General features: G+C 72.8%; 16 protein-coding genes and 1 riboswitch. Of the genes, 4 read left to right on the top strand and 12 right to left on the bottom strand.

The features are described from left to right. Window positions 1-9: 9 nt before the first annotated feature. Window positions 10-2,586, top strand: a complete 2,577-nt coding sequence (valS, locus tag HGAM_RS19420; protein WP_019146058.1) for a valine--tRNA ligase — start codon at window positions 10-12, stop codon at window positions 2,584-2,586. A 58-nt stretch (window positions 2,587-2,644) separates the two neighbouring features. On the opposite strand, the gene HGAM_RS13630 is transcribed toward valS, so the two are convergent. Next, window positions 2,645-3,067 carry a hypothetical protein gene (locus HGAM_RS13630; RefSeq protein ID WP_147543752.1) on the bottom strand — a complete coding sequence of 141 codons (423 nt, stop codon included), beginning with the start codon at window positions 3,065-3,067 and terminating at the stop codon, window positions 2,645-2,647. A 112-nt stretch (window positions 3,068-3,179) separates the two neighbouring features. On the opposite strand from HGAM_RS13630, the gene HGAM_RS13625 reads away from it, so the two are divergent. Both HGAM_RS13625 and HGAM_RS13620 read left to right on the top strand, forming a co-directional pair. Then, window positions 3,180-3,866 carry a response regulator transcription factor gene (locus HGAM_RS13625; protein WP_019146056.1) on the top strand — a complete coding sequence of 229 codons (687 nt, stop codon included), beginning with the start codon at window positions 3,180-3,182 and terminating at the stop codon, window positions 3,864-3,866. Further along, window positions 3,863-5,158, top strand: a complete 1,296-nt coding sequence (locus HGAM_RS13620; protein ID WP_019146055.1) for a sensor histidine kinase — start codon at window positions 3,863-3,865, stop codon at window positions 5,156-5,158. Before HGAM_RS13625 ends, HGAM_RS13620 begins: the two co-directional genes overlap by 4 nt. Window positions 5,159-5,161: 3 nt before the next feature. Here the strand turns inward: HGAM_RS13620 and HGAM_RS13615 are convergent, their stop codons facing one another. The 7 genes from HGAM_RS13615 to HGAM_RS19415 all read right to left on the bottom strand — a co-directional run bounded on the left by HGAM_RS13615 (window position 5,162) and on the right by HGAM_RS19415 (window position 14,287). Continuing rightward, entirely contained in the window at window positions 5,162-5,548 is a 387-nt protein-coding gene (locus tag HGAM_RS13615; protein WP_020692224.1) for a hypothetical protein, read from the bottom strand. Then, complete coding sequence (locus HGAM_RS13610; protein ID WP_019146053.1) at window positions 5,545-5,937, bottom strand: hypothetical protein; 393 nt, start codon at window positions 5,935-5,937, stop codon at window positions 5,545-5,547. Before HGAM_RS13610 ends, HGAM_RS13615 begins: the two co-directional genes overlap by 4 nt. An 88-nt stretch (window positions 5,938-6,025) precedes the next feature. Then, window positions 6,026-7,180: a saccharopine dehydrogenase family protein gene (locus HGAM_RS13605; RefSeq protein ID WP_019146052.1), complete on the bottom strand. Its 1,155-nt coding sequence runs from the start codon at window positions 7,178-7,180 to the stop codon at window positions 6,026-6,028. Next, a complete protein-coding gene (clpX, locus tag HGAM_RS13600; protein ID WP_019146051.1) occupies window positions 7,177-8,442 on the bottom strand; it encodes an ATP-dependent Clp protease ATP-binding subunit ClpX in 1,266 nt (421 codons plus the stop codon). Before clpX ends, HGAM_RS13605 begins: the two co-directional genes overlap by 4 nt. Window positions 8,443-8,634: 192 nt before the next feature. After that, window positions 8,635-11,379, bottom strand: a complete 2,745-nt coding sequence (locus HGAM_RS13595; RefSeq protein WP_038951831.1) for an Ig-like domain-containing protein — start codon at window positions 11,377-11,379, stop codon at window positions 8,635-8,637. Between the two features lie 113 nt (window positions 11,380-11,492). Then, window positions 11,493-12,800 carry a fibronectin type III domain-containing protein gene (locus HGAM_RS13590; RefSeq protein ID WP_147543750.1) on the bottom strand — a complete coding sequence of 436 codons (1,308 nt, stop codon included), beginning with the start codon at window positions 12,798-12,800 and terminating at the stop codon, window positions 11,493-11,495. Between the two features lie 32 nt (window positions 12,801-12,832). After that, entirely contained in the window at window positions 12,833-14,287 is a 1,455-nt protein-coding gene (locus tag HGAM_RS19415; protein ID WP_019146050.1) for a dicarboxylate/amino acid:cation symporter, read from the bottom strand. Window positions 14,288-14,476: 189 nt separating this feature from the next. Next, window positions 14,477-14,601: riboswitch (SAM riboswitch) on the top strand. A gap of 13 nt (window positions 14,602-14,614) precedes the next feature. Here HGAM_RS19415 and HGAM_RS13580 point away from each other — a divergent pair. Beyond that, window positions 14,615-15,931 (top strand): aminotransferase class V-fold PLP-dependent enzyme, encoded by a 1,317-nt coding sequence (locus HGAM_RS13580; protein WP_038951829.1) that lies wholly within the window; start codon window positions 14,615-14,617, stop codon window positions 15,929-15,931. Between the two features lie 56 nt (window positions 15,932-15,987). On the opposite strand, the gene HGAM_RS13575 is transcribed toward HGAM_RS13580, so the two are convergent. From HGAM_RS13575 to HGAM_RS13560, 4 genes are all read right to left on the bottom strand, one after another. Then, a complete protein-coding gene (locus tag HGAM_RS13575; protein WP_019146048.1) occupies window positions 15,988-16,590 on the bottom strand; it encodes an ATP-dependent Clp protease proteolytic subunit in 603 nt (200 codons plus the stop codon). After that, the gene (locus HGAM_RS13570) at window positions 16,587-17,177 is read right to left on the bottom strand and encodes an ATP-dependent Clp protease proteolytic subunit (protein ID WP_019146047.1); all 591 of its coding nucleotides are present in this window, start codon (window positions 17,175-17,177) and stop codon (window positions 16,587-16,589) included. The genes HGAM_RS13575 and HGAM_RS13570 overlap by 4 nt, the downstream gene beginning before the upstream one ends. Before the next feature lie 97 nt (window positions 17,178-17,274). Next, window positions 17,275-18,087 (bottom strand): ATP-binding cassette domain-containing protein, encoded by an 813-nt coding sequence (locus HGAM_RS19410; RefSeq protein ID WP_020692219.1) that lies wholly within the window; start codon window positions 18,085-18,087, stop codon window positions 17,275-17,277. Next, window positions 18,084-19,106: an ABC transporter permease gene (locus HGAM_RS13560; protein ID WP_019146045.1), complete on the bottom strand. Its 1,023-nt coding sequence runs from the start codon at window positions 19,104-19,106 to the stop codon at window positions 18,084-18,086. Before HGAM_RS13560 ends, HGAM_RS19410 begins: the two co-directional genes overlap by 4 nt. Window position 19,107 lies beyond the last annotated feature (1 nt).

Here is a 19,107-nt window from a genome sequence, read left to right as displayed (position 1 = left end):
TCAGGCCTCATGAACGCCGTGCCGGAGAAGCCTGTCCTCGAGGGCCTGGAGGCCACCTGGTCCCAGCGGTGGGAGGAGCAGGGCACGTTCCGCTTCGACCGCAGCAAGGATCGGGCGGACGTCTACTCGATCGACACCCCGCCCCCGACCGTCTCGGGGTCGCTGCACGTCGGGCACGTCTTCAGCTACACGCACACCGACCTCGTCGCGCGCTACCAGCGCATGCGCGGCAAGGAGGTGTTCTACCCGATGGGCTGGGACGACAACGGCCTGCCCACCGAGCGGCGCGTGCAGAACTACTTCGGCGTGCGCTGCGACCCGTCGCTGCCCTACGACGCCGGCTTCACGCCGCCGGAGAAGCCGGACCCGAAGAAGCAGGTGCCGATCAGCCGGCGCAACTTCATCGAGCTGTGCAACCAGCTGGTGGTCGAGGACGAGAAGGTCTTCGAGGCGCTGTGGCGCACGCTCGGCCTGAGCGTCGACTGGACGCAGACCTACACGACGATCGGCGACGAGGCCCAGGCCACGAGCCAGCGCGCGTTCCTGCGCAACCTGGCCCGCGGCGAGGCGTACCAGCAGGACGCACCGACGCTGTGGGACGTCACGTTCCAGACCGCGGTCGCGCAGGCCGAGCTGGAGGCCCGCGAGTACCCCGGCGCCTACCACCGCGTCGCCTACCACCTCGCCGACGGCACGAAGGTCCACGTCGAGACCACCCGTCCGGAGCTGACCCCCGCCGCCGTCGCGCTGATCGCGCACCCTGACGACGAGCGCTACCAGCACCTGTTCGGCACCACCGCCACCTCGCCGATCTTCGGCGTCGAGGTACCCGTGGTCGCGCACACGCTGGCCGACCCCACCAAGGGCTCGGGCATCGTGCACTGCTGCACCTTCGGCGACCTGACCGACGTGCAGTGGTGGCGTGAGCTGCAGCTCCCCAACCGCACCGTGATCGGCCGCGACGGCCGCATCCTGCCCGACGTGCCCGAGTGGATCGCCACCGACGCCGGACGCGCGCTCTACGCCGAGCTGGCCGGCAAGACGACGTTCACCGCGCGCGAGCTGACCGTCCAGGCGCTGCGCGAGAGCGGCGACCTCGACGGCGAGCCGAAGCCCACCCAGCGGATGGCGAACTTCTACGAGAAGGGCGACAAGCCGCTCGAGATCGTCTCCACCCGCCAGTGGTACATCGCGAACGGCGGCCGCGACGCCGACCTGCGCAAGGAGCTCGTCGCCCGCGGCGACGAGATCACCTGGGTGCCCGGCTACATGCAGTCGCGCTTCACCAACTGGATCGAGGGCCTCAACGGCGACTGGCTCGTCTCGCGCCAGCGCTTCTTCGGCATCCCGTTCCCGGTCTGGTACCGCCTCGACGAGGCCGGCGAGCCGGTCTACGACGACCCGATCCTGGCTCGCGAGGACCAGCTGCCGGTCGACCCGGCGTCGCAGGCGCCCGACGGCTTCGACGAGGGCCAGCGCGGCGTCCCCGGTGGCTTCATGGCCGACCCGGACGTCCTGGACACCTGGGCGACCTCGTCGCTGACCCCGCAGATCGTGTGCGGCTGGGAGCGCGATCCCGAGCTGTTCGCGCGCACGTTCCCGATGGACCTGCGCCCGCAGGGTCACGACATCATCCGCACCTGGCTGTTCAGCACGGTCGTCCGCGCGCACCAGGAGTTCGGCCAGGTGCCGTGGACGCACACGGCGCTGTCGGGCTTCGTGGTCGACCCCGACCGCAAGAAGATGTCCAAGTCCAAGGGCAACGTGGTCGTCCCCGACGAGATCCTCACCAAGTACGGGGCCGACGCCGTCCGCTGGCGCGCGGCCGGGGCCCGTCCGGGCGCCGACTCGCCGTTCGACGAGGCGCAGATGAAGGTCGGCCGCCGCCTGGCCATGAAGGTGCTCAACGCCAGCAAGTTCGTGCTGGCCGCCGAGGACGCCTACGGCCTGGGCGCCGACGCCTCGTACCTGGACGCCGCGCGCGTCACCGAGGCCGTCGACCTGGCGATGCTCGACCGCCTGCGCGGGGTCGTCACCACCGCCACCGAGCACTTCGAGGCCTACGACTACGCGTCGGCCCTGGAGGTCACGGAGAGGTTCTTCTGGGACTTCTGCGACGACTACCTCGAGCTGGTCAAGGAGCGCGCCCGCCGCACGGACGCCGGTGGCGAGTCGGCCAAGGCCGCGTTCGCCCAGGCGCTGTCGGTGCAGCTGCGCCTGCTCGCGCCGTTCCTGCCGTACGTGACCGAGGAGGTCTGGTCGTGGTGGCAGGAGGGCTCGATCCACCGCGCCGCCTGGCCGACGACCGACGACCTCGGCATCCCGGCCGCCGACCAGCGCGTGCTCGACGTGGCCGCCGCCGCCCTGGCCGGCGTCCGCGGAGCCAAGTCCGTGGCGAAGGTCAGCCAGCGCACCGCGGTCACGGCGCTCACCGTGCGCGGCCCGCAGGAGGACCTCGACCGGCTCGCCCTGGCGCTGGACGACGTCCGCGCCGCCGGCAAGGTGTCCGGCGACGTGGCGCTGGACGCCGCCGACGTGCCCGAGCTGGCGGTCGAGGCGACGCTCGAGGCCGCCGAGCAGTCCTGACTCACGACGAAGGGCCTCCCCGCTGCGGCGGGGAGGCCCTTCGTCGTCTCAGCCCGGGTCACTCGTCGGCGAGCTCGTGCTCCTCCTGCTCGGCGAGCGTCGGGCGTCCCTGGTTGCAGAAGACCTCGAGCTCGATCGAGCGTCCGCCGCGGGCGAACACCGCGTCGACGTCGTCGTCGGGACCGGGCTCGAAGCTGACGACCCGCCAGCCGGCCGCCTCGTCCGGCAGCGCCTCGACGCCGACCGCGTAGACGCCGTCGCAGCCGACCCGGAAGCCGCCGAACTCGCCGGAGATGGTCTCCTCGACCAGGTTCGGCCCGGCGGTCGGCGGGGCGGTCGTCGCGTCCTTCGGCACCTCCTGGCCGACCGGGCCGCGGCCGCGCACCGACGCGCCCACGGCGGTGACCGTCGCGACGCCCACCGACACGGCGAGGACGACGGCGACCAACCACCCGGCGGCGTACACGATCCTGCGTCTCACGGACTCCATGCTGGCAGGCCTCCGCGCCCGCCACGCTATGGCGAGGCTAAGCCGCGGCTAAGCCCCGGCCTCGGGCGCGCCATCACGGGCGGGCAGGCGCTAGCGTCACCGTGTGGCTCACGTGCTGGTGATCGAGGACGACGACGTCATCCGTCCGCGTCTGGTCCGGTCCCTGCGCGACCTGGGGCACGCGGTCGACTCCTCCCCCGCCGGCCTGCCCGGCCTCCAGGTGGCGCTCGACGCGCGTCCGGACCTCGTGGTGCTCGACCTGGGGCTGCCCGACGTCGACGGCATGCAGGTGCTCACGATGCTGCGGGCGGTGAGCCAGGTGCCGGTCATCATCGCCAGCGCCCGCGACGACGACCCCGGGCTCGTCCGCGCGCTGGACGCCGGCGCCGACGACTACCTGGTCAAGCCGTTCACCGCCGCCCAGCTCGAGGCGCGCATCCGGGCGGTCATCCGGCGCAGCGGGCGTCCGGTCGAGCAGGCCGAGGTCGCGGTCGGCGCGCTGCGGATCGACCTGCGCGGCCGGCGGGTCACGCTCGACGACACCGAGGTCGAGCTCAGCCCGCGCGAGTTCGACCTGCTCGCCTACCTGGCCCAGCGCCCGGGCGAGGTCGTGACCAAGCGCGAGCTGCTGACCGAGGTGTGGCTGCAGCCCTGGGGCGGGTCGGACAAGACGGTCGACGTCCACCTGTCGTGGCTGCGCCGCAAGCTCGGCGAGACCGCGTCCGAGCCGCGCCACCTGACGACCGTGCGCGGCGTCGGCGTGCGTCTGTCCGCGCCGGACGCGCCGTGAGACGCCGGCTCATCTGGACCGTCGCCGCGACGGTCTCGATGGTGCTGCTGGCGATGCTGGTACCCATGGCGGTGCTGGTGCGCAGCTACGACCTGGAGGACCGGCTGTCGCGGGCGTCCCTGGAGGTGCAGGGCACCGAGACCGTCGTGTCCGGCCAGGACAAGGGCGCGGTCTCGGTCTACCTGGACCGGCTGAACCGGCGCGACGACGGCGTGCGCACCACCGTCCTGTACCCCGACGGCACCGCGATCGGCCCGAACCCGGGTGAGGACGAGCGCGTCGCGGAGGCCCGCACGACCGGACGCGCCCGGGTCGACGACGTCGACGACGGCGCGCAGATCCTCGTGCCGGTCGCCCTCGGCGGCAGCAGCGGGCTCCCCGCCCAGACCCCCGTGGTGCGCGTGGACGTCCGCGAGGCGCAGTTCCCCTCCGACCTGCACCTGGCGTGGATCGTGCTCGCCCTGCTCGGCACGACGCTGCTCGCCGGCGCCGTGCTGCTGGCCGACCGGCTCGGCCGCTCCTTCGTCCGCCCCATCCACGACCTGGCCGTCGCGGCCCGGTCTCTGGGCGACCCGGCCGGGCCCCGCACCGTCGAGGTGGACGGACCGCCGGAGGTGCACGAGCTCGCGACCGCGCTGAACCGGCTCGTCGAGCGGGTCGAGCTGCTGCTCGAGCGCGAGCGCGAGAACGTCGCCGACCTGTCGCACCGCCTGCGCACGCCGGTGACCGCGCTGCGGCTGGGCATCGAGGCGTTGGACGACCCGGCCGACCGCACGCGGCTCGGCGCCGACCTGGACCGCCTGCAGCAGACCGTCGACGTCGTCGTGCGCGAGGCGCGGCGGTCCCAGCGCGAGGGCGTGGCGCCGCGCAGCGACGCGCTGCCCGTCCTGGCCGGGCGCACGCGCTACTGGCTGGTGCTGGCCGAGGACCAGGGCCGTCCGGTGGAGGTCGACCTCGACGACGGTCCCGGGCCCCGCGTGCGGGCGAGCGTGGAGGACCTGGAGGCGCTCGCCGACGTCCTGGTCGACAACGTCTTCAGCCACACGCCGCCCGAGGCGCCGCTCCACGTCACGCTGCACGCCGACGCTGACGCGGTGACGTACGTGGTCGAGGACGGCGGGCCGGGCGTGCCCGAGGGCGACGACCCGGTGGGCCGCGGCACGAGCGGCAGTGGCTCGACCGGCCTCGGCCTGGCCATCGCCGCCCGCACCGCCGAGGCCGCGGCCGGGACCCTGCGGGTCGACCGCTCCCCCGGTCTCGGCGGCACGCGCGTCACCGTCGTGCTGCGCTGAGCCTCAGCGCACCCGGACGCTCGTGGAGCACCAGCCGTCGGTGCCGGCCGGGCGCAGCCGCACCGTGAACGTGTCGCGGTCGCGGGTGTTGGGCCGCAGCCGCTCCAGCTCCAGCTCGCCCTCGCGGTCGGCACGGACGATGCCGTGGTGCACCCGCTTGCCGTCGTGGCGCAGCTGGACGACCCAGCGCGACCCCGGACGAGCGTGCTCCGCGTCCAGGGAGACCTCGTAGCGGCGGCCCTCCCGGTCGACCTGCAGCTCGTACGTGGCCCCGGCGCAGCGGCCGTGCCGCTCGAGGTCCGCACTGGCGGTGGCCGGCACCGCGACCAGCGCGGCCCCGGCGAGGGCCGTGCCGCCGAGCAGCACGGCGGTTCCTCGGCGCGCGCTCATCGGTGCGTCACCTCCGCCGTGCACGTGTCGCCACCGGCGACGGGCGTCGCCTCGACGGTGAAGGTCTGCTCGCCGTCTTGCGGCACCTGGGCCTCGATGTCGAGCTCGGCGTCCTCGTCGCTCATGCGCTCGCCCTCGACGAGCACGGTGTCGCCCTCCCGGAGCACGAGCGTCCAGCGCTCGCCCGGCGCGGCGGTCTGCAGCTCGAAGGAGACGTCGACGCGGTCGCCGTCCTCGTCCTCGGTCTCCAGCTGGTAGCTCGCCTGGGCGCAGGTGCCGTCGACGCGCTGGGTCTGGTCGGCGGAGGCCGACCACCACCAGGCGCCGGCTCCGGCTCCCACGACGACGACCGCCGCGACGGCGGCCACGGACTTGGTGGACTTCTTCACGATGGGGCTCCTTCTCTCGGGTACCCCACCACCGTCCCGCCGGTGTGCCTAACGGCACCTCTCGCGCCCGCTAAGGGACGGCAAAGAGTCAGTCGAGGACGTCGAAGCGCAGGCCCGCGGCCTGAAGCCGGCCGACGAGCGCGTCGCCCATGGCCACGGCCGTCGTCGTCTGGCCGGCGACGTCGGGCAGGTCGTCGAAAGCCAGCGAGAGGGCCGACTCGGCGAGCATCTTGGACGTCTCGGTGTAGCCGGGATCGCCACCGCTGACCTGCGTGCGCAGCCGCTGGTCGCCCGCCTCGGCCTCGAGCACGAGCTTGAAGTAGGACGTCGAGCGTCGCTCCTCGTCGGGGCCGGTGCCCTGCTCGAACGCCTTGAGCAGCAGCGAGCGCGTCGGCGGCAGCTGGGCCGCACCGAACGCGACGCCGAGGCCCGCACCGGCCGCGGCGAGGGTGCGCGCCTTCTTGACGTGGGCGAAGTGCTCGTAGCGGAAGTCGGGGCCGTACGTCGGCAGCGCCCGCGCGGAGCGCAGCACGATCTGTGGGTCGAGGGTCGGCAGCGGCACGCCGTAGCCGACGCCGCCCGGGCCCTTGCCGAACGAGCCGCCGCCGCGCACGCGCCGGTCGGCCGGACGCGGCTCGAGCCGCTTGCGCTCGGCTGCCGTGCGCTTGGCCTGCTTCATGCGGCCGAAGACGTTGATCGCCGAGTGGTAGGTGCCGCCGGAGAACGCCGCGTTGGAGCGGATGTACCCGCGGACGGTGATCGGGACGTCGTCGGGCAGCTGCTCGACGGTCCAGAGCACGCCCAGGTCGTACGGCACGGAGTCGAAGCCGCAGGCGTGCACGAGCCGGGCGCCGGACGCCTCGGCCGTGGCGTGGTGGCGCAGCCAGGTGCGGTCGACGAACTCCGGCTCGCCGGTGAGGTCGACGTAGTCGGTGCCGGCGGCCGCGGCCGCCTGGACGGCCGCCTCTCCGTGCTGCAGGTACGGGCCGACGGTCGTGGCCAGCACCTTGGTGCCCTCGGCGAGCTCGCGCATCGACGCGGCGTCCTCGACGTCGGCGACGCGCAGCTCGGGGCGGACGCCGCCGGCGGCCTCGACCCGGTCGGCGACCTGCTCGAGCTTCTCGCGGCGGCGGCCGGCGATCGCCCAGGTGGCCCCGGCCGGCACGTGCGCGGCGAGGTACTCGGCGGTCAGGCCGCCGGTGAAGCCCGTGGCCCCCAGCAGCGTGACGTCGGTGCGGCTCAAGAGGCCTTGCGCCCGAGCTCGTCGCGGGTGATGACGGTCGGCTCGCCCTCGCCGCGGACGCTGGCGGCGTCGACGACGACCTTGGCGACGTCCTCGCGGCTGGGGATCTCGAACATCACCTGCTGCAGCGCGTCCTCGAGGATCGAGCGCAGGCCGCGGGCGCCGGTGTCGCGCTCGAGCGCCAGGTCGGCCATGGCCGCGATCGCGTCCTCGCTGAACTCCAGCTCGATGCCGTCGATCTCGAACAGCCGCTGGTACTGCTTGACCAGCGCGTTGCGCGGCTCGGTGAGGATCGCGACGAGCGCCTCGCGGTCGAGCTTGTCGACCGCCGCGATGACCGGCAGACGGCCGATGAACTCGGGGATCAGGCCGAACTTCAGCAGGTCGGTCGGCTGCACCTTGGAGTAGGTCTTGGTCTTGTCGGCGTCCTTGGCCACGACCGGCTCGGCGTTGAAGCCCAGGCTGGTCTTGCCCGCGCGCTGCTCGATGATCTCCTCGAGCCCGGCGAACGCCCCGCCCACGATGAACAGCACGTTCGTCGTGTCGATCTGGATGAACTCCTGGTGCGGGTGCTTGCGGCCGCCCTGCGGCGGCACCGAGGCGGTGGTGCCCTCGAGGATCTTCAGCAGGGCCTGCTGCACGCCCTCGCCGGAGACGTCACGGGTGATCGAGGGGTTCTCGGCCTTGCGCGAGATCTTGTCGATCTCGTCGATGTAGATGATGCCCGTCTCGGCCTTCTTGACGTCGTAGTCGGCGGCCTGGATGAGCTTGAGCAGGATGTTCTCGACGTCCTCGCCGACGTAGCCGGCCTCGGTCAGCGCCGTGGCGTCGGCGATCGCGAACGGGACGTTCAGCATGCGCGCCAGGGTCTGGGCCAGGTAGGTCTTGCCGCAGCCGGTGGGGCCGACCATGAGGATGTTGGACTTGGCCAGCTCGACCTGCTCGTCCTTGGTGCGGCCGCCGGCGGCCTGCGCCTGGACGCGCTTGTAGTGGTTGTAGACGGCCGTCGCCAGCGAGCGCTTCGCGCGGTCCTGGCCGATGACGTACTCGTCGAGGAAGTCGTAGATCTCGCGCGGCTTGGGCAGCTCGCCCAGGCTCACCTCGGAGCCCTCGGAGAGCTCCTCCTCGATGATCTCGTTGCACAGGTCGATGCACTCGTCGCAGATGTAGACGCCGGGTCCGGCGATGAGCTTCTTGACCTGCTTCTGGCTCTTCCCGCAGAAGGAGCACTTGAGCAGGTCTGCCGTCTCGATCCGTGCCACGAGGCGTTCCTCTCTCCGATTCGTCACGTCCGGCACTCACCATCGACCGGACGACTCCTTGACCTTAGTCGGCCCGTACCCCGCTGACACGCAGGTCAAGCGCGTGTTCGCTGACGGCGCACGGACGACGGACGCACGGGGGCCGGGCTCCTGCGTGAGGAGCCCGGCCCGTCGCGCCGGTGGGGACCGCCGTCAGCGGACGACCCGCAGCCTCGCGGCGACCGTGCGGCCCGCCGTGTAGCTGGCGTCGCCGGCGTAGGTCGCCTTGACCGACCAGGTGCCCCGCGCCAGGCGCGGCAGCGTCACGACGACGCGGCCGTTGCGCACCGTGGCGCGCACCGTCCGGGTGGTGCGGCCCTTGCTGACCTTGACCGTGACCGGGCCGGACGCCTTGGCCAGGCCGGCCGGCGTGGCCACGGTGACCGTGACCTTGGCCCGCTTCGAGGCCTTCACGCTGCGCGGCACCGCGACCCGGGTCGCGCCGGGCAGCGCCTTGACGACCGTGACCGAGCCGGTGCGCGAGGCCGCGACGGCGACCTTGTCGCCCTGGTAGACCGCGGTGATCCGGTGCGTGCCGACCCGCAGGCCGCGCGGGAGCACGATGGTCGCGCGACCGGCGGCGTCCAGGCGTCCGGACGCACGGACCGTCGGGCCGGTCAGCGTGACCGTGCCGGTCGGCACGCGGCCGGCGGCGCCCTTCACCGCGACCCGGACCGTGGCCGGCGTGCCGTACCGCACGCCCGCCGCCGAGACCGCGAGCGCGGACGCGTTCTTGCGGACGACGACGGTCACCGGCGAGGACGTGGAGCCCGCGTACGTGGCGTCGCCGCCGTAGGTCGCGGTGAGCGCGTACGAGCCGGGTGTCGTGCCGGCCGGGACGGTGAAGGTGGCCTTCCCCGCCTGCACCGGGGCCGACACCGCGCCGCCGGGCAGGCCGGCGAGGCTGACCGTGCCGGTCGCGCCCTCGGTCACCGTGGCGGTGACCGTGCCGGCGGCGCCGTAGGCGATCGGGGCCGGGCCGGCCAGCGTCGTCGTCGTGGCGGTGCCGGCGACCTCGAGCGCGAGCGCCGCCTGCGACGGGCTCAGCGAGTCACCGCGTCCCAGGTAGCGGACCGAGTACGCCTTCGTGCCCTGCGTCTGCGCCGGGAGCGTGAGCGACGCGGTGCCCGCCCGCGAGAGCCGGGCCTTGACCACGAGCTCGGAGCCGTCGAACACGCCCACCTCGCCGCGCGGCCTGGCCGTGCCGGTGCTCGGCGTGGTGCTGTCGGACGGCTTGGTGAACGACGCGAACGGGGCGAAGCCCGGGGCGGTCACGGCGACCTGGACGGTCGGGGTGGCGCCCACCGGCACCGAGGCCGGGGCGTCGACGGCGACCTGCGTCGCGTGGTCCTCGCCGGCCAGCCCGCCGAGCACGGAGTCGATCTCGGCGATCGCCTCCTTGGCGAACGCGCGCTGGTTCTGGAGCCCGTTGGCGCCCGCCTCGCTGGCGACGTTGTAGGTGCCGCCCAGGCGCGCGTCACCGGCCGGGTAGTCGCGTCCGGCGACGTACCACCACTCGGTCATGTGCTCGGTCTGGCCGCCGTCGTCGTTGAACCGGATGGCCTGGTCCACGACCGGAGCCGGGTTGCCGAAGGCGTCCTGGTGGTCCTTGTTGTAGGTGAGCACGTGGCCGACCTGGATCTTGCGGGCCTGCTTCGGCTCGGCCGTGACGTCGCCGCCGGGCAGGTACGAGACCGCGTTGACCGAGCCGCCGAGCTGGGCGACGTCGGCCGCCGTGCGGTACTCGGTCACCGCGTTGCTCAGGTAGGTGCTGACCAGGTCGCCGTAGAGGTGCGACGGGCGCAGCACCTCGGTCACCCCGTCGACGGTGGCCGGCAGCGCGTTGTCGCGGATGTGCTGGGCCAGCGAGCCGGCGTTGCCGGTGGAGTCCAGCGAGAAGTCGAAGTTGTAGACGGTGCGGATGCCGTCCTCCTGCGCGATCCGGTTGACATCCTTGATGATCGCCCGGGTGTTGTGGCACCACGTGCCGCCGAACAGGATCGGGATGTCACCGGGCTGCTGCAGCAGGTGCACCAGCTCGGGGTAGGTCACGGTCTGGATGCGCCAGCCGTCGGCCGCGTCGGAGTCGGCGAGGATCTCGCCGCCGAACTTGCTCGCGTCGGCGTAGGCAGGGGTGGACGTGTGACGGCGGTTGACCTCGTCCTTGAGGAAGGTGAAGTTCGAGCGCGGCGTGTACGACGACGCGGGCACCGAGCCCAGCACGTCCTCGACCTGGTCCTCGTAGGCCGTCACCTCGGCCGGGGTGTCGAGGTCGGCGGCCGTCCGCTCGCCCTTGAGCGACGCGACGATCCGGTCCTCGTCGGCACCGGACGTGTGGTCCTTGTCGTAGACGAACAGGTACGGGTCGGCCGACTCGTCCTTGGTGAACTCCGGCGTCGTGTCCTTGTTCAGGTACTCGGTCAGCAGCCGGTTGCCCAGCGCCTCGTACTGGGCGCGGCCCTGGCCGGCACGGTTGCCACCGGCGGGGTCGGGCGAGGTGCCGGTGCGCAGGCCGGAGCGGCTCAGGTCCCAGACGTTCAGCCGGTCGCCGTCGAGCTTGGGCGTGAAGGTGTAGACCTTCTCGACGCCGAGGCGCTGGGCGACGTCGTCGACGTGGCCGATCGTGGCCTGGGTCGAGGCGTTGCCCGGGTCGCCGATCAGGAAGGCGTAGCGGCCGGGCTGCTTGAGCAGGTACTCGAAGCGCTCGATCGTGACGTTCTCGACGACGTGGTCGGAGCCCAGGCCGGGGTAGACGTCGGCCAGGTAGTCGATGGACGCACCGACGGACGGCGGGGCGGCGTGCGCCGTGGACGGGGCGCCGGCCACCAGGCCGGACGCCGCGACCGCGGCGGCGACGGAGAGCGCCAGGCGGCGCCTCGGGTTCGGGGTCGTGCTCATGGGGGACGTGTCCTCTCACTGCCACACTGGGCAGGTCGCTTCAGGCATGGGGTGATGGGTCGGGCCGTCGTGTCATGGCAGTGCCGACGGCCCGACCGTGGGTCGGTGGTCGATCAGCCCACCCCCGACGGGGTCAGCGGGCGCGGGGCGACGTCCTGCGCGGCCACGGGCGCCGGCAGCACGACCGTGTCGTCCGGGCCCGTCTGGCCCGACGCGCGACGGCGACGACGTCCGGTCGCGAGGTGCCAGACGAGCGAGCCGATGCCGGCCAGCGCGAGGACGGCGAGGATCGCCAGACCGGTGTGCGGCGGCACGCGCTCGGCGACCGGTGCGGCCGTCTCCTCGGTGGCGGCGTCGGTGGCGCCGGCAGCGGCGACCACCTCGACCGGTGAGGCGGTGACCTGCTGACCCTCGTGCAGGACGACGACCTGGTGGGCGCCGACCGGCACGGTCTCGGGGATCGTCACGGTGGTGGTGAAGCCACCCTGGGCGTCCGTCGCCACCGTGCCGAGGGCCACCGGATCCGAGTGCAGCTCGAGCGCGAGCTCCGGGACGTTGGGGGCGTAGCCGGTGCCGGTGATCGTCACCGACGCGCCGGGCGCGAGCTCGCCCTCGACGGCGACGGTGCCCTTGACGTCGACCACCGGGGTGCCGACCGTGGCCGGGTCCGACGGCGGCGACGAGACCGACTCCCCCGCGGCGTTCACGGCGCGGACGGCGGCCCGGTAGGAGCCGTCGGCCAGACCCGTGAAGGTGTGCGTCGTGGTGGTGGCGTCCACGGTGACCGGCTGGGCACCGGTGAAGCGCACCACGTAGCCGGTCACGCTCTCGAGCTCGGCGTCGGGCGTCGCCTGCCAGGCGACGGTGACGTCCTTGCCCTTGACCGTGAGGACCGGTGCGGCCGGAGCGGTGGGCGCCCCGGTGACCGCGACCTCCTGCTCGTCGACGCCCAGGTCGGCGGGCGCGTCCGTCGTCGTGGTGTCGGTGCTCGGCGCGGGCGTGCCCGGCTTCGGCGACGTCGGGCGCTCGGTCGTGGGCTTCTTGGTCGGCTTCGAGGTGGACGGCTTGGGCGCCGACGTCGTGGGGGTGGTCGGCTTCGGCTCGGCCTTGACCTCGTCGGCGTAGCGGACCTTCTTCGGGTCGCCCTGCCAGATGCCGGTCTTGCGGCTCGGCAGCACCCAGACACCGTCGTCGTCCTGGTAGCAGCCCGGGATCGGCGTGCACCAGGCCTCGGCCGGCAGCGCGTCCAGGGCCCGGCCCCGGTCGTCGTTGAGGCAGAACGAGTCGTCGGCGCCGTCGACCCACTGCACCTCGGCCGCGTCGGCCTTGACGTGGACGGCCTGGCTGCCGATCACCATGACGAGGCTGATCAGCACGGCGAGCAGCCAGCGCACGGCGCGGGGCACCTGAAGGATGGACATGGTCGAGAGCTCCTTGCGGGGGACGGTCGCGCTCATCGGGCGCGGACGGGGATGGCGGGACGGTCGTCGATCCCGCAGGCGCCCACGGGCACCGACGGGTCGACCGTGACCGGGGCGGACGGGAGGCTGGACGAGGCGGCGTGACGACCGGCCGGCTCGTCGTCGGTGTCGTCGGCGTCACAGGCGGCGAAGACGGCGTCGTCGAGGCGGCCCACGCGGCGCGCGACCACGGTCGCGGCGACCGCGGCGGCGGTGACGTTGCTCATCGTGCGGGCCATGTCGACGATCGCGCTGATCGGCAGGGTGAGGATGACGACCTCGAGCGGGAGGCCGGCCGCGGTGAGCACCGTGGTGGCGGTGACGGTCGCGGTGCCGGGCACGCCGGCCGTGCCGACCGAGACCAGCAGGCCGAGCACGACCAGCAGCGCGTAGTCGCGCAGGCCGTAGTCCAGCCCCAGGCCGTTGACCGCGAAGACCGCCAGCACGATGGGCCAGACGCCGGCGCAGCCGGGCATGCCGATCGTGGTGCCGAGCGGGGCGGTGAAGCCGGCGACGTCCGCCGGCACCCCGACCCGCTGCACGAGCAGCCGGGTCGTGAGCGGCAGCGTCCCGGCGCTGCTCTGGGTCGTGAACGCGGTCAGCTGCGCAGGGGCGATCTTGCGGAAGAAGCGCACCGGCGACACGTCCGCCGCCACCCGCAGCACGACCGCGTCGACGACGAACGCGCTGGCGAAGCAGGCGACGTAGGAGACGACGAGCAGTCCCAGCAGCGAGAGCAGCTGGTCGCGGCGTCCGGTCGCGCTGGAGGCGGCGACCGCGGTGAGCACGAGCACCGCGTACGGCGTGAGCGCGATGACGAAGCCGACGGCGCGGTAGACGATCTCGCGGGCGGCGTCGACGAGCGCCTTGAACGGCGCGACCTTCTCCGGCGTGCGCTCGGCCACCAGGGCGTAGGCGACCGCCACCACGACGCTGATGAGGATGATCGGGATGATGTCGTTGTCGCCGACCTCCTCGACCACGTTGGTCGGGAAGAAGCCGATGAAGACCTCCGAGAACGGCTTCTTGATCTCGTCCAGCGACCGGGTGTCGACGCCCTGGGACGCCAGGTCGGCGCCCTTGCCCACGCCGGTCTCGAGCGCGAGGCCCAGGGTCAGCAGGATCGCCGCGAGGTTGAGCCCGAGCAGCCACACGACCGAGCGGGTGCCGATGCTGCGCAGCGCCCTCGTCGAGCCGAGCGCCGTGATGCTGGCCAGGATCGAGACGACCACGAGCGGCGCCACGATGGTGAGCAGCAGGTTGATGTAGACCCGGCCCAGCGGCCGCAGGTAGTCGACGTGGTCGCGCAGCACGACGCCCAGCCCCACGCCGACGAACAGCGCCAGGAAGGTGCGCGTCGTGAACCCGACGCCGACCCGGCCCAGCACGTACAGGCCGGCGAACAGGCCGAGGGCCAGTCCCAGCCCGATCAGGTTCCACTGCTCCACGTGCGTGCTCCTCCTCGTCCGGCGGCCCGGCCGAGGTGGGGCCGGTGCCGCGCCGGCGGAGCGGGTGCGACCGCCGGACGAGGTGAAGCGTGTCGGTGCGTCAACCGCTTCAGCGTTCGTCTCACATCGTGGGAAGGTGTCTCAACATTCGATTGCGTCCGGCGTGTCGCGCGTGGCAGGGTCCTTCCAGGTCATGAGCACCAGCGCGTCCTGCGACGCACAGCCCCGGCTTGCTGGTCGGCAACCCTCCCTCGCGGCGGGGTGCTCCGGGTGACGACCCGGCCCGCGTCGACCGGCGTGGGCAAGCGCGAGCGGAAGGCCCCTGCCATGTCCCGACCCCTGCTGTCCGTCGTCGGCGCCGACGTCGACGTCCCCCTGCTCGACGGCCGCCGGGTGCGGCACGTGAACCTCGACCACGCCGCGAGCGCGCCGGCTCTGGAGTCGGTGGCCGAGCGCGTCGCGGCGGCTCTGCCCTACTACGCCAGCGTCCACCGTGGCGCGGGGTACGCCTCGCAGGTGAGCACGAGCCTGTACGAGGACGCCCGGGCGACCGTCGGTGCCTTCGTCGGCGCCCGGCCGGACGACGTCACGGTGCTGGTGCGCCACACCACCGACGCGCTCAACCTGCTCGCCTCAGCCGTGCCCGGCCGGGTGCTCGTGCTGGACCTGGAGCATCACGCGAACCTGCTCCCTTGGCGCGAGGCCAGCGGCGGCGTCGAGACGCTCGCCACCGCGCCGACCGTCGCCGAGACCCTGGCCCGCCTGGAGTCTGCGCTCGCCAGCGGTGGCCACGCCCTCGTCGCCGTCACCGGCGCGTCGAACGTCACCGGCGAGGCGCTGCCTCTGGACGCCGTCGTCGCGAGCGCGCACGCCCACGGCGCCCGGGTCGTCGTCGACGGGGCGCAGCTGCTGGCCCACCGGCGCTTCTCGCTGACCGAGACCGGGGCCGACTACGTCGCGTTCTCCGGGCACAAGCTGTACGCCCCGTTCGGCTCCGGCGCGCTGGTCGGCCGGCGCGACTGGCTGGACGCCGCTCCCCCGTACCTGGCCGGCGGCGGCGCCGTGCGCCAGGTGAGCGCCACCGACGTCACGTGGGCGGACGCCCCGGCCCGTCACGAGGCCGGCACGCCCAACCTGCTCGGCGCCGTCGCGCTCGCCGCGGCGGCGGACGCGCTCTCGGCCCTTGACGGCGCCGCCGCCCAGCAGCACGAGCAGGCGTTGGTCGAGGACCTCGTCGGCGGGCTGTCCGCCGTCCCGGGCGTCCGGGTGGCGCGGCTCTGGCCCGACTCCGCGGCCCGCGTGGGCGTGGTGACGTTCGCGCTGGAGGGCACCGACCCGGGCCTCCTCGCCGCGTACCTGGCCGCCGAGCACGGCGTCTCGGTGCGCGACGGACGCTTCTGCGCCCACCCGCTGCTGGACTCGCTCGGCTGGGGCGCCGGCGCGGTGCGCGCCGGCGTCGGCCTGGCCAGCTCGGCGGAGGACGTCCAGCGGCTGCTCCACGGCGTGCGGTCGTGGGTGGCCGGTGACGTCCACGGCGACTACGTGCAGGAGGGCGGCACCTGGGCGGTGCGCGACGACCGGCGTCCGGCGCCGTTCGGGCTCACGCTCGCCCCGACCGCGGCCGCGCCCTGCGCCGTCGTCTGACGCACGAGGGCCCCGGACGTCGGTGACGTCCGGGGCCCTCGTGGTGGGTCAGGTGCTCAGACCGCGGGCACCTTGAGCGAGTCGAAGACCTGGTCGACGATGCCGTACTCGACGGCCTGCTCGGCGGTCAGGATCTTGTCGCGCTCGACGTCGCGGCTGATCTCGCTGGCGTCCTTGCCGGTCGCCTCGGACAGCATCGACTCCAGCAGCTCACGCATGCGCAGGATCTCGTTGGCCTGGATCTCCAGGTCCGAGATCTGGCCACCCGTGCCCTCGGTGTAGGGCTGGTGGATCAGGATGCGGCTGTTCGGGAGCGCGTAGCGCTTGCCCGGCGTGCCGGCGGCGAGCAGCACCGCGGCGGCCGAGGCGGCCTGGCCCAGGCAGACGGTCTGCACGTCGGGCTTGAGGTAGCGCATCGTGTCGTAGATCGCCGTCATCGCGGTGAACGAGCCACCCGGGCTGTTGATGTACAGCTGGATGTCGCGGTCGGGGTCCATCTGCTGCAGGCACAGCAGCTGGGCCATGACGGCGTTGGCGACGTCGTCGCTGATCGGGGTGCCGACGAAGATGATGCGGTCCTCGAACAGCTTCGCGTACGGGTCGATGCGGCGGAAGCCGTAGGAGGTGCGCTCCTCCCACTGCGGGATGTAGTAGCTCACTGCACTTCTCCTGTCGTGACGTCGGCCGCGCGGGTGACCACGTGGTCGATGAAGCCGTACTCCTTCGCCTGCGCCGGGGTGAACCAGCGGTCGCGGTCGGAGTCGAGGTCGATCTGCTCGACGCTCTGGCCGGTGTGCTGAGCCTGCAGCTCGGTGAGCTGCTTCTTGAGCAGCTTGCTCTGCTCGGCCTGGATGCGGATGTCGGAGGCCGAGCCGCCGATGCCGCCCGAGGGCTGGTGCATCATGATGCGCGCGTGCGGCAGGGCGTACCGCTTGCCCTTGGTGCCGGCGGCGAGCAGGAACTGGCCCATCGAGGCGGCCAGGCCCATGCCCACGGTGGCGACGTCGTTCGAGATGAACTGCATGGTGTCGTAGATCGCCATGCCGGCGTCGACCGAGCCGCCCGGGCTGTTGATGTACAGGAAGATGTCGGCCGTCGGGTCCTCGGCGTTCAGCAGCAGCATCTGCGCACAGATCGCGTTCGCGTTCTGGTCGCGCACCTCCGAGCCGAGGAAGACGATGCGCTCCTTCAGCAGACGGTTGTAGATGTGGCCGTCGAGGTCCGAGGGGCCGGCGTCGGCGGCCATGCGGGGTGTCGTCTCAGGGTTCACGTTGTCGACCCTAGACGGCGACCCTGCCGAACACACGCGAGACCCGCGCCTGTTCGCTGTCGGCAGACGACGCTCAGGCGTCGTCGGCCGGGCGCGCGACGACCGGGGCGTCGGGACGCTGCAGCTCGTGCGTCAGCGCCTCCATCTCGGCGCCGCCGGACATCATCGAGGTGAGCTCCTCGAGGGTGATGTCGGCCTTGGCGTACTCGCCCATGCTGCGCCCGCGGCGCAGCAGCAGGAACCGGTCGCCCACCGGGTAGGCGTGGTGCGGGTTGTGGGTGATCAGCACGACGCCCAGGCCACGCTCGCGCGCCGCGGCGACGTTGCGGAGCACGACGCCGGACTGCTTGACGCCCAGCGCGGCGGTCGGCTCGTCCAGGATCAGCACGCGCGCGCCGAAGTACGCCGCACGGGCGATGGCCACGCACTGGCGCTCGCCGCCCGACAGCGTCCCGATCGGCTGGTCGACGTCACGCAGCTGGATGCCCATGGACGCCATCTCGTCCAGCGTCACGCGCTTCATGCGCTCGACGTCGAGGTGGCGGAACGGGCCGCGGCCCTTCGTGAGCTCGGACCCGAGGAAGAAGTTGCGCCAGACCGGCATGAGGCCGACGACGGCGAGGTCCTGGTAGACCGTGGCGATGCCGGCGTCCAGCGCGGCCCGTGGGTTGGCGAACGACGTCGGCTCGCCGTCGACGAGCAGCTCGCCGTCGGTGTGCTGGTGCGCGCCGGACAGGATCTTGATGAACGTCGACTTGCCCGCACCGTTGTCGCCGAGCACGCAGGTGACCTCGCCGGCGTGGACGGTCGTCGAGACGCCCTCCAGCGCCGTGACGCCGCCGTAGCGCTTGCCGATCTCGCGGACCTCGATCAAGGGAGTGGTCATCGGGTCGCCTCCGCCTGCTTGCGCACCCACAGGTTGATGAGCACGGCGCCGAGCAGCATCGCGCCCAGGAACGTGCGCAGCCAGTTGTTGTCCCACTGGGCCGCGTTGATGCCCATGAACGTCATGCCGTAGATGAGCGCGCCGAGCGAGGCGCCGACCGCGGAGCCGTAGCCGCCGGTCATGAGGCAGCCGCCGACCACGGCGCAGATGATGTAGATGAACTCCTGGCCGACGCCCGTGTTCGCCTGCACGGTGGACGTGCGGAACAACGAGATCATGCCGACCAGCCAGCCCGCGCCGGCGGTGAGCATGAACAGCCCGATCTTGGTCTTGATGATCGGCACGCCGACCGCACGCGCCGCGGGCAGGTCGCCGCCGACGGCGAAGATCCAGTTGCCCGCGCGGGTGCGCAGCAGCACCCAGCTGGCCACGGCGGTGAACGCCAGCCACCACAGGATCGAGACGTAGAACGTCCCGCCGCCGATCTCGACCGAGCCACCGAAGATCGGCTGCACCGAGTCGTAGTAGGGCACCTTCGTCATGCCCTGGATGGCGACCTCGCCGGTCAGCGCCTTGGTGACGGCCAGGTCGACGCCCTGCAGCACGAAGAACGTGCCGAGCGTGATGATGAAGCTGGGCAGCCCGGTGCGCACGACCAGGACCCCGTTGAGCGCGCCGACGGCCAGGGCCACGACGAGCGAGAGCAGCACCGCGACCCAGATGTTCAGGCCGTACTGGGTCGTGCAGACGCCGACCCACAGCGCGGTGAAGCCGGTCATGACGCCGGCGGAGAGGTCGAACTCACCGCCGATCATGAGCAGCGCCACGGCGACGGCCATGATGCCGAACCGCGAGGCCGACTCCAGCCACACGCCGGCACCGGCCGCGGTCATGAAGGTGTCGGTCTGGACGCTGAAGAACACGAGCACGACGACGGCCGCCACCCACGCGCCCGTCGTGGGACGGGCGAGCAGGCGGCGGACCGGCGAGGTGCTCGACGTGAGCGAGGCGTCGGTCATG

It is taken from the genome of Aeromicrobium massiliense JC14, from assembly GCF_000312105.1.
Taxonomy (GTDB): domain Bacteria; phylum Actinomycetota; class Actinomycetes; order Propionibacteriales; family Nocardioidaceae; genus Aeromicrobium; species Aeromicrobium massiliense.
The sequence above is the reverse complement of the archived record's forward strand: the minus strand, read 5'-3'. Positions and strand labels throughout refer to the sequence as shown.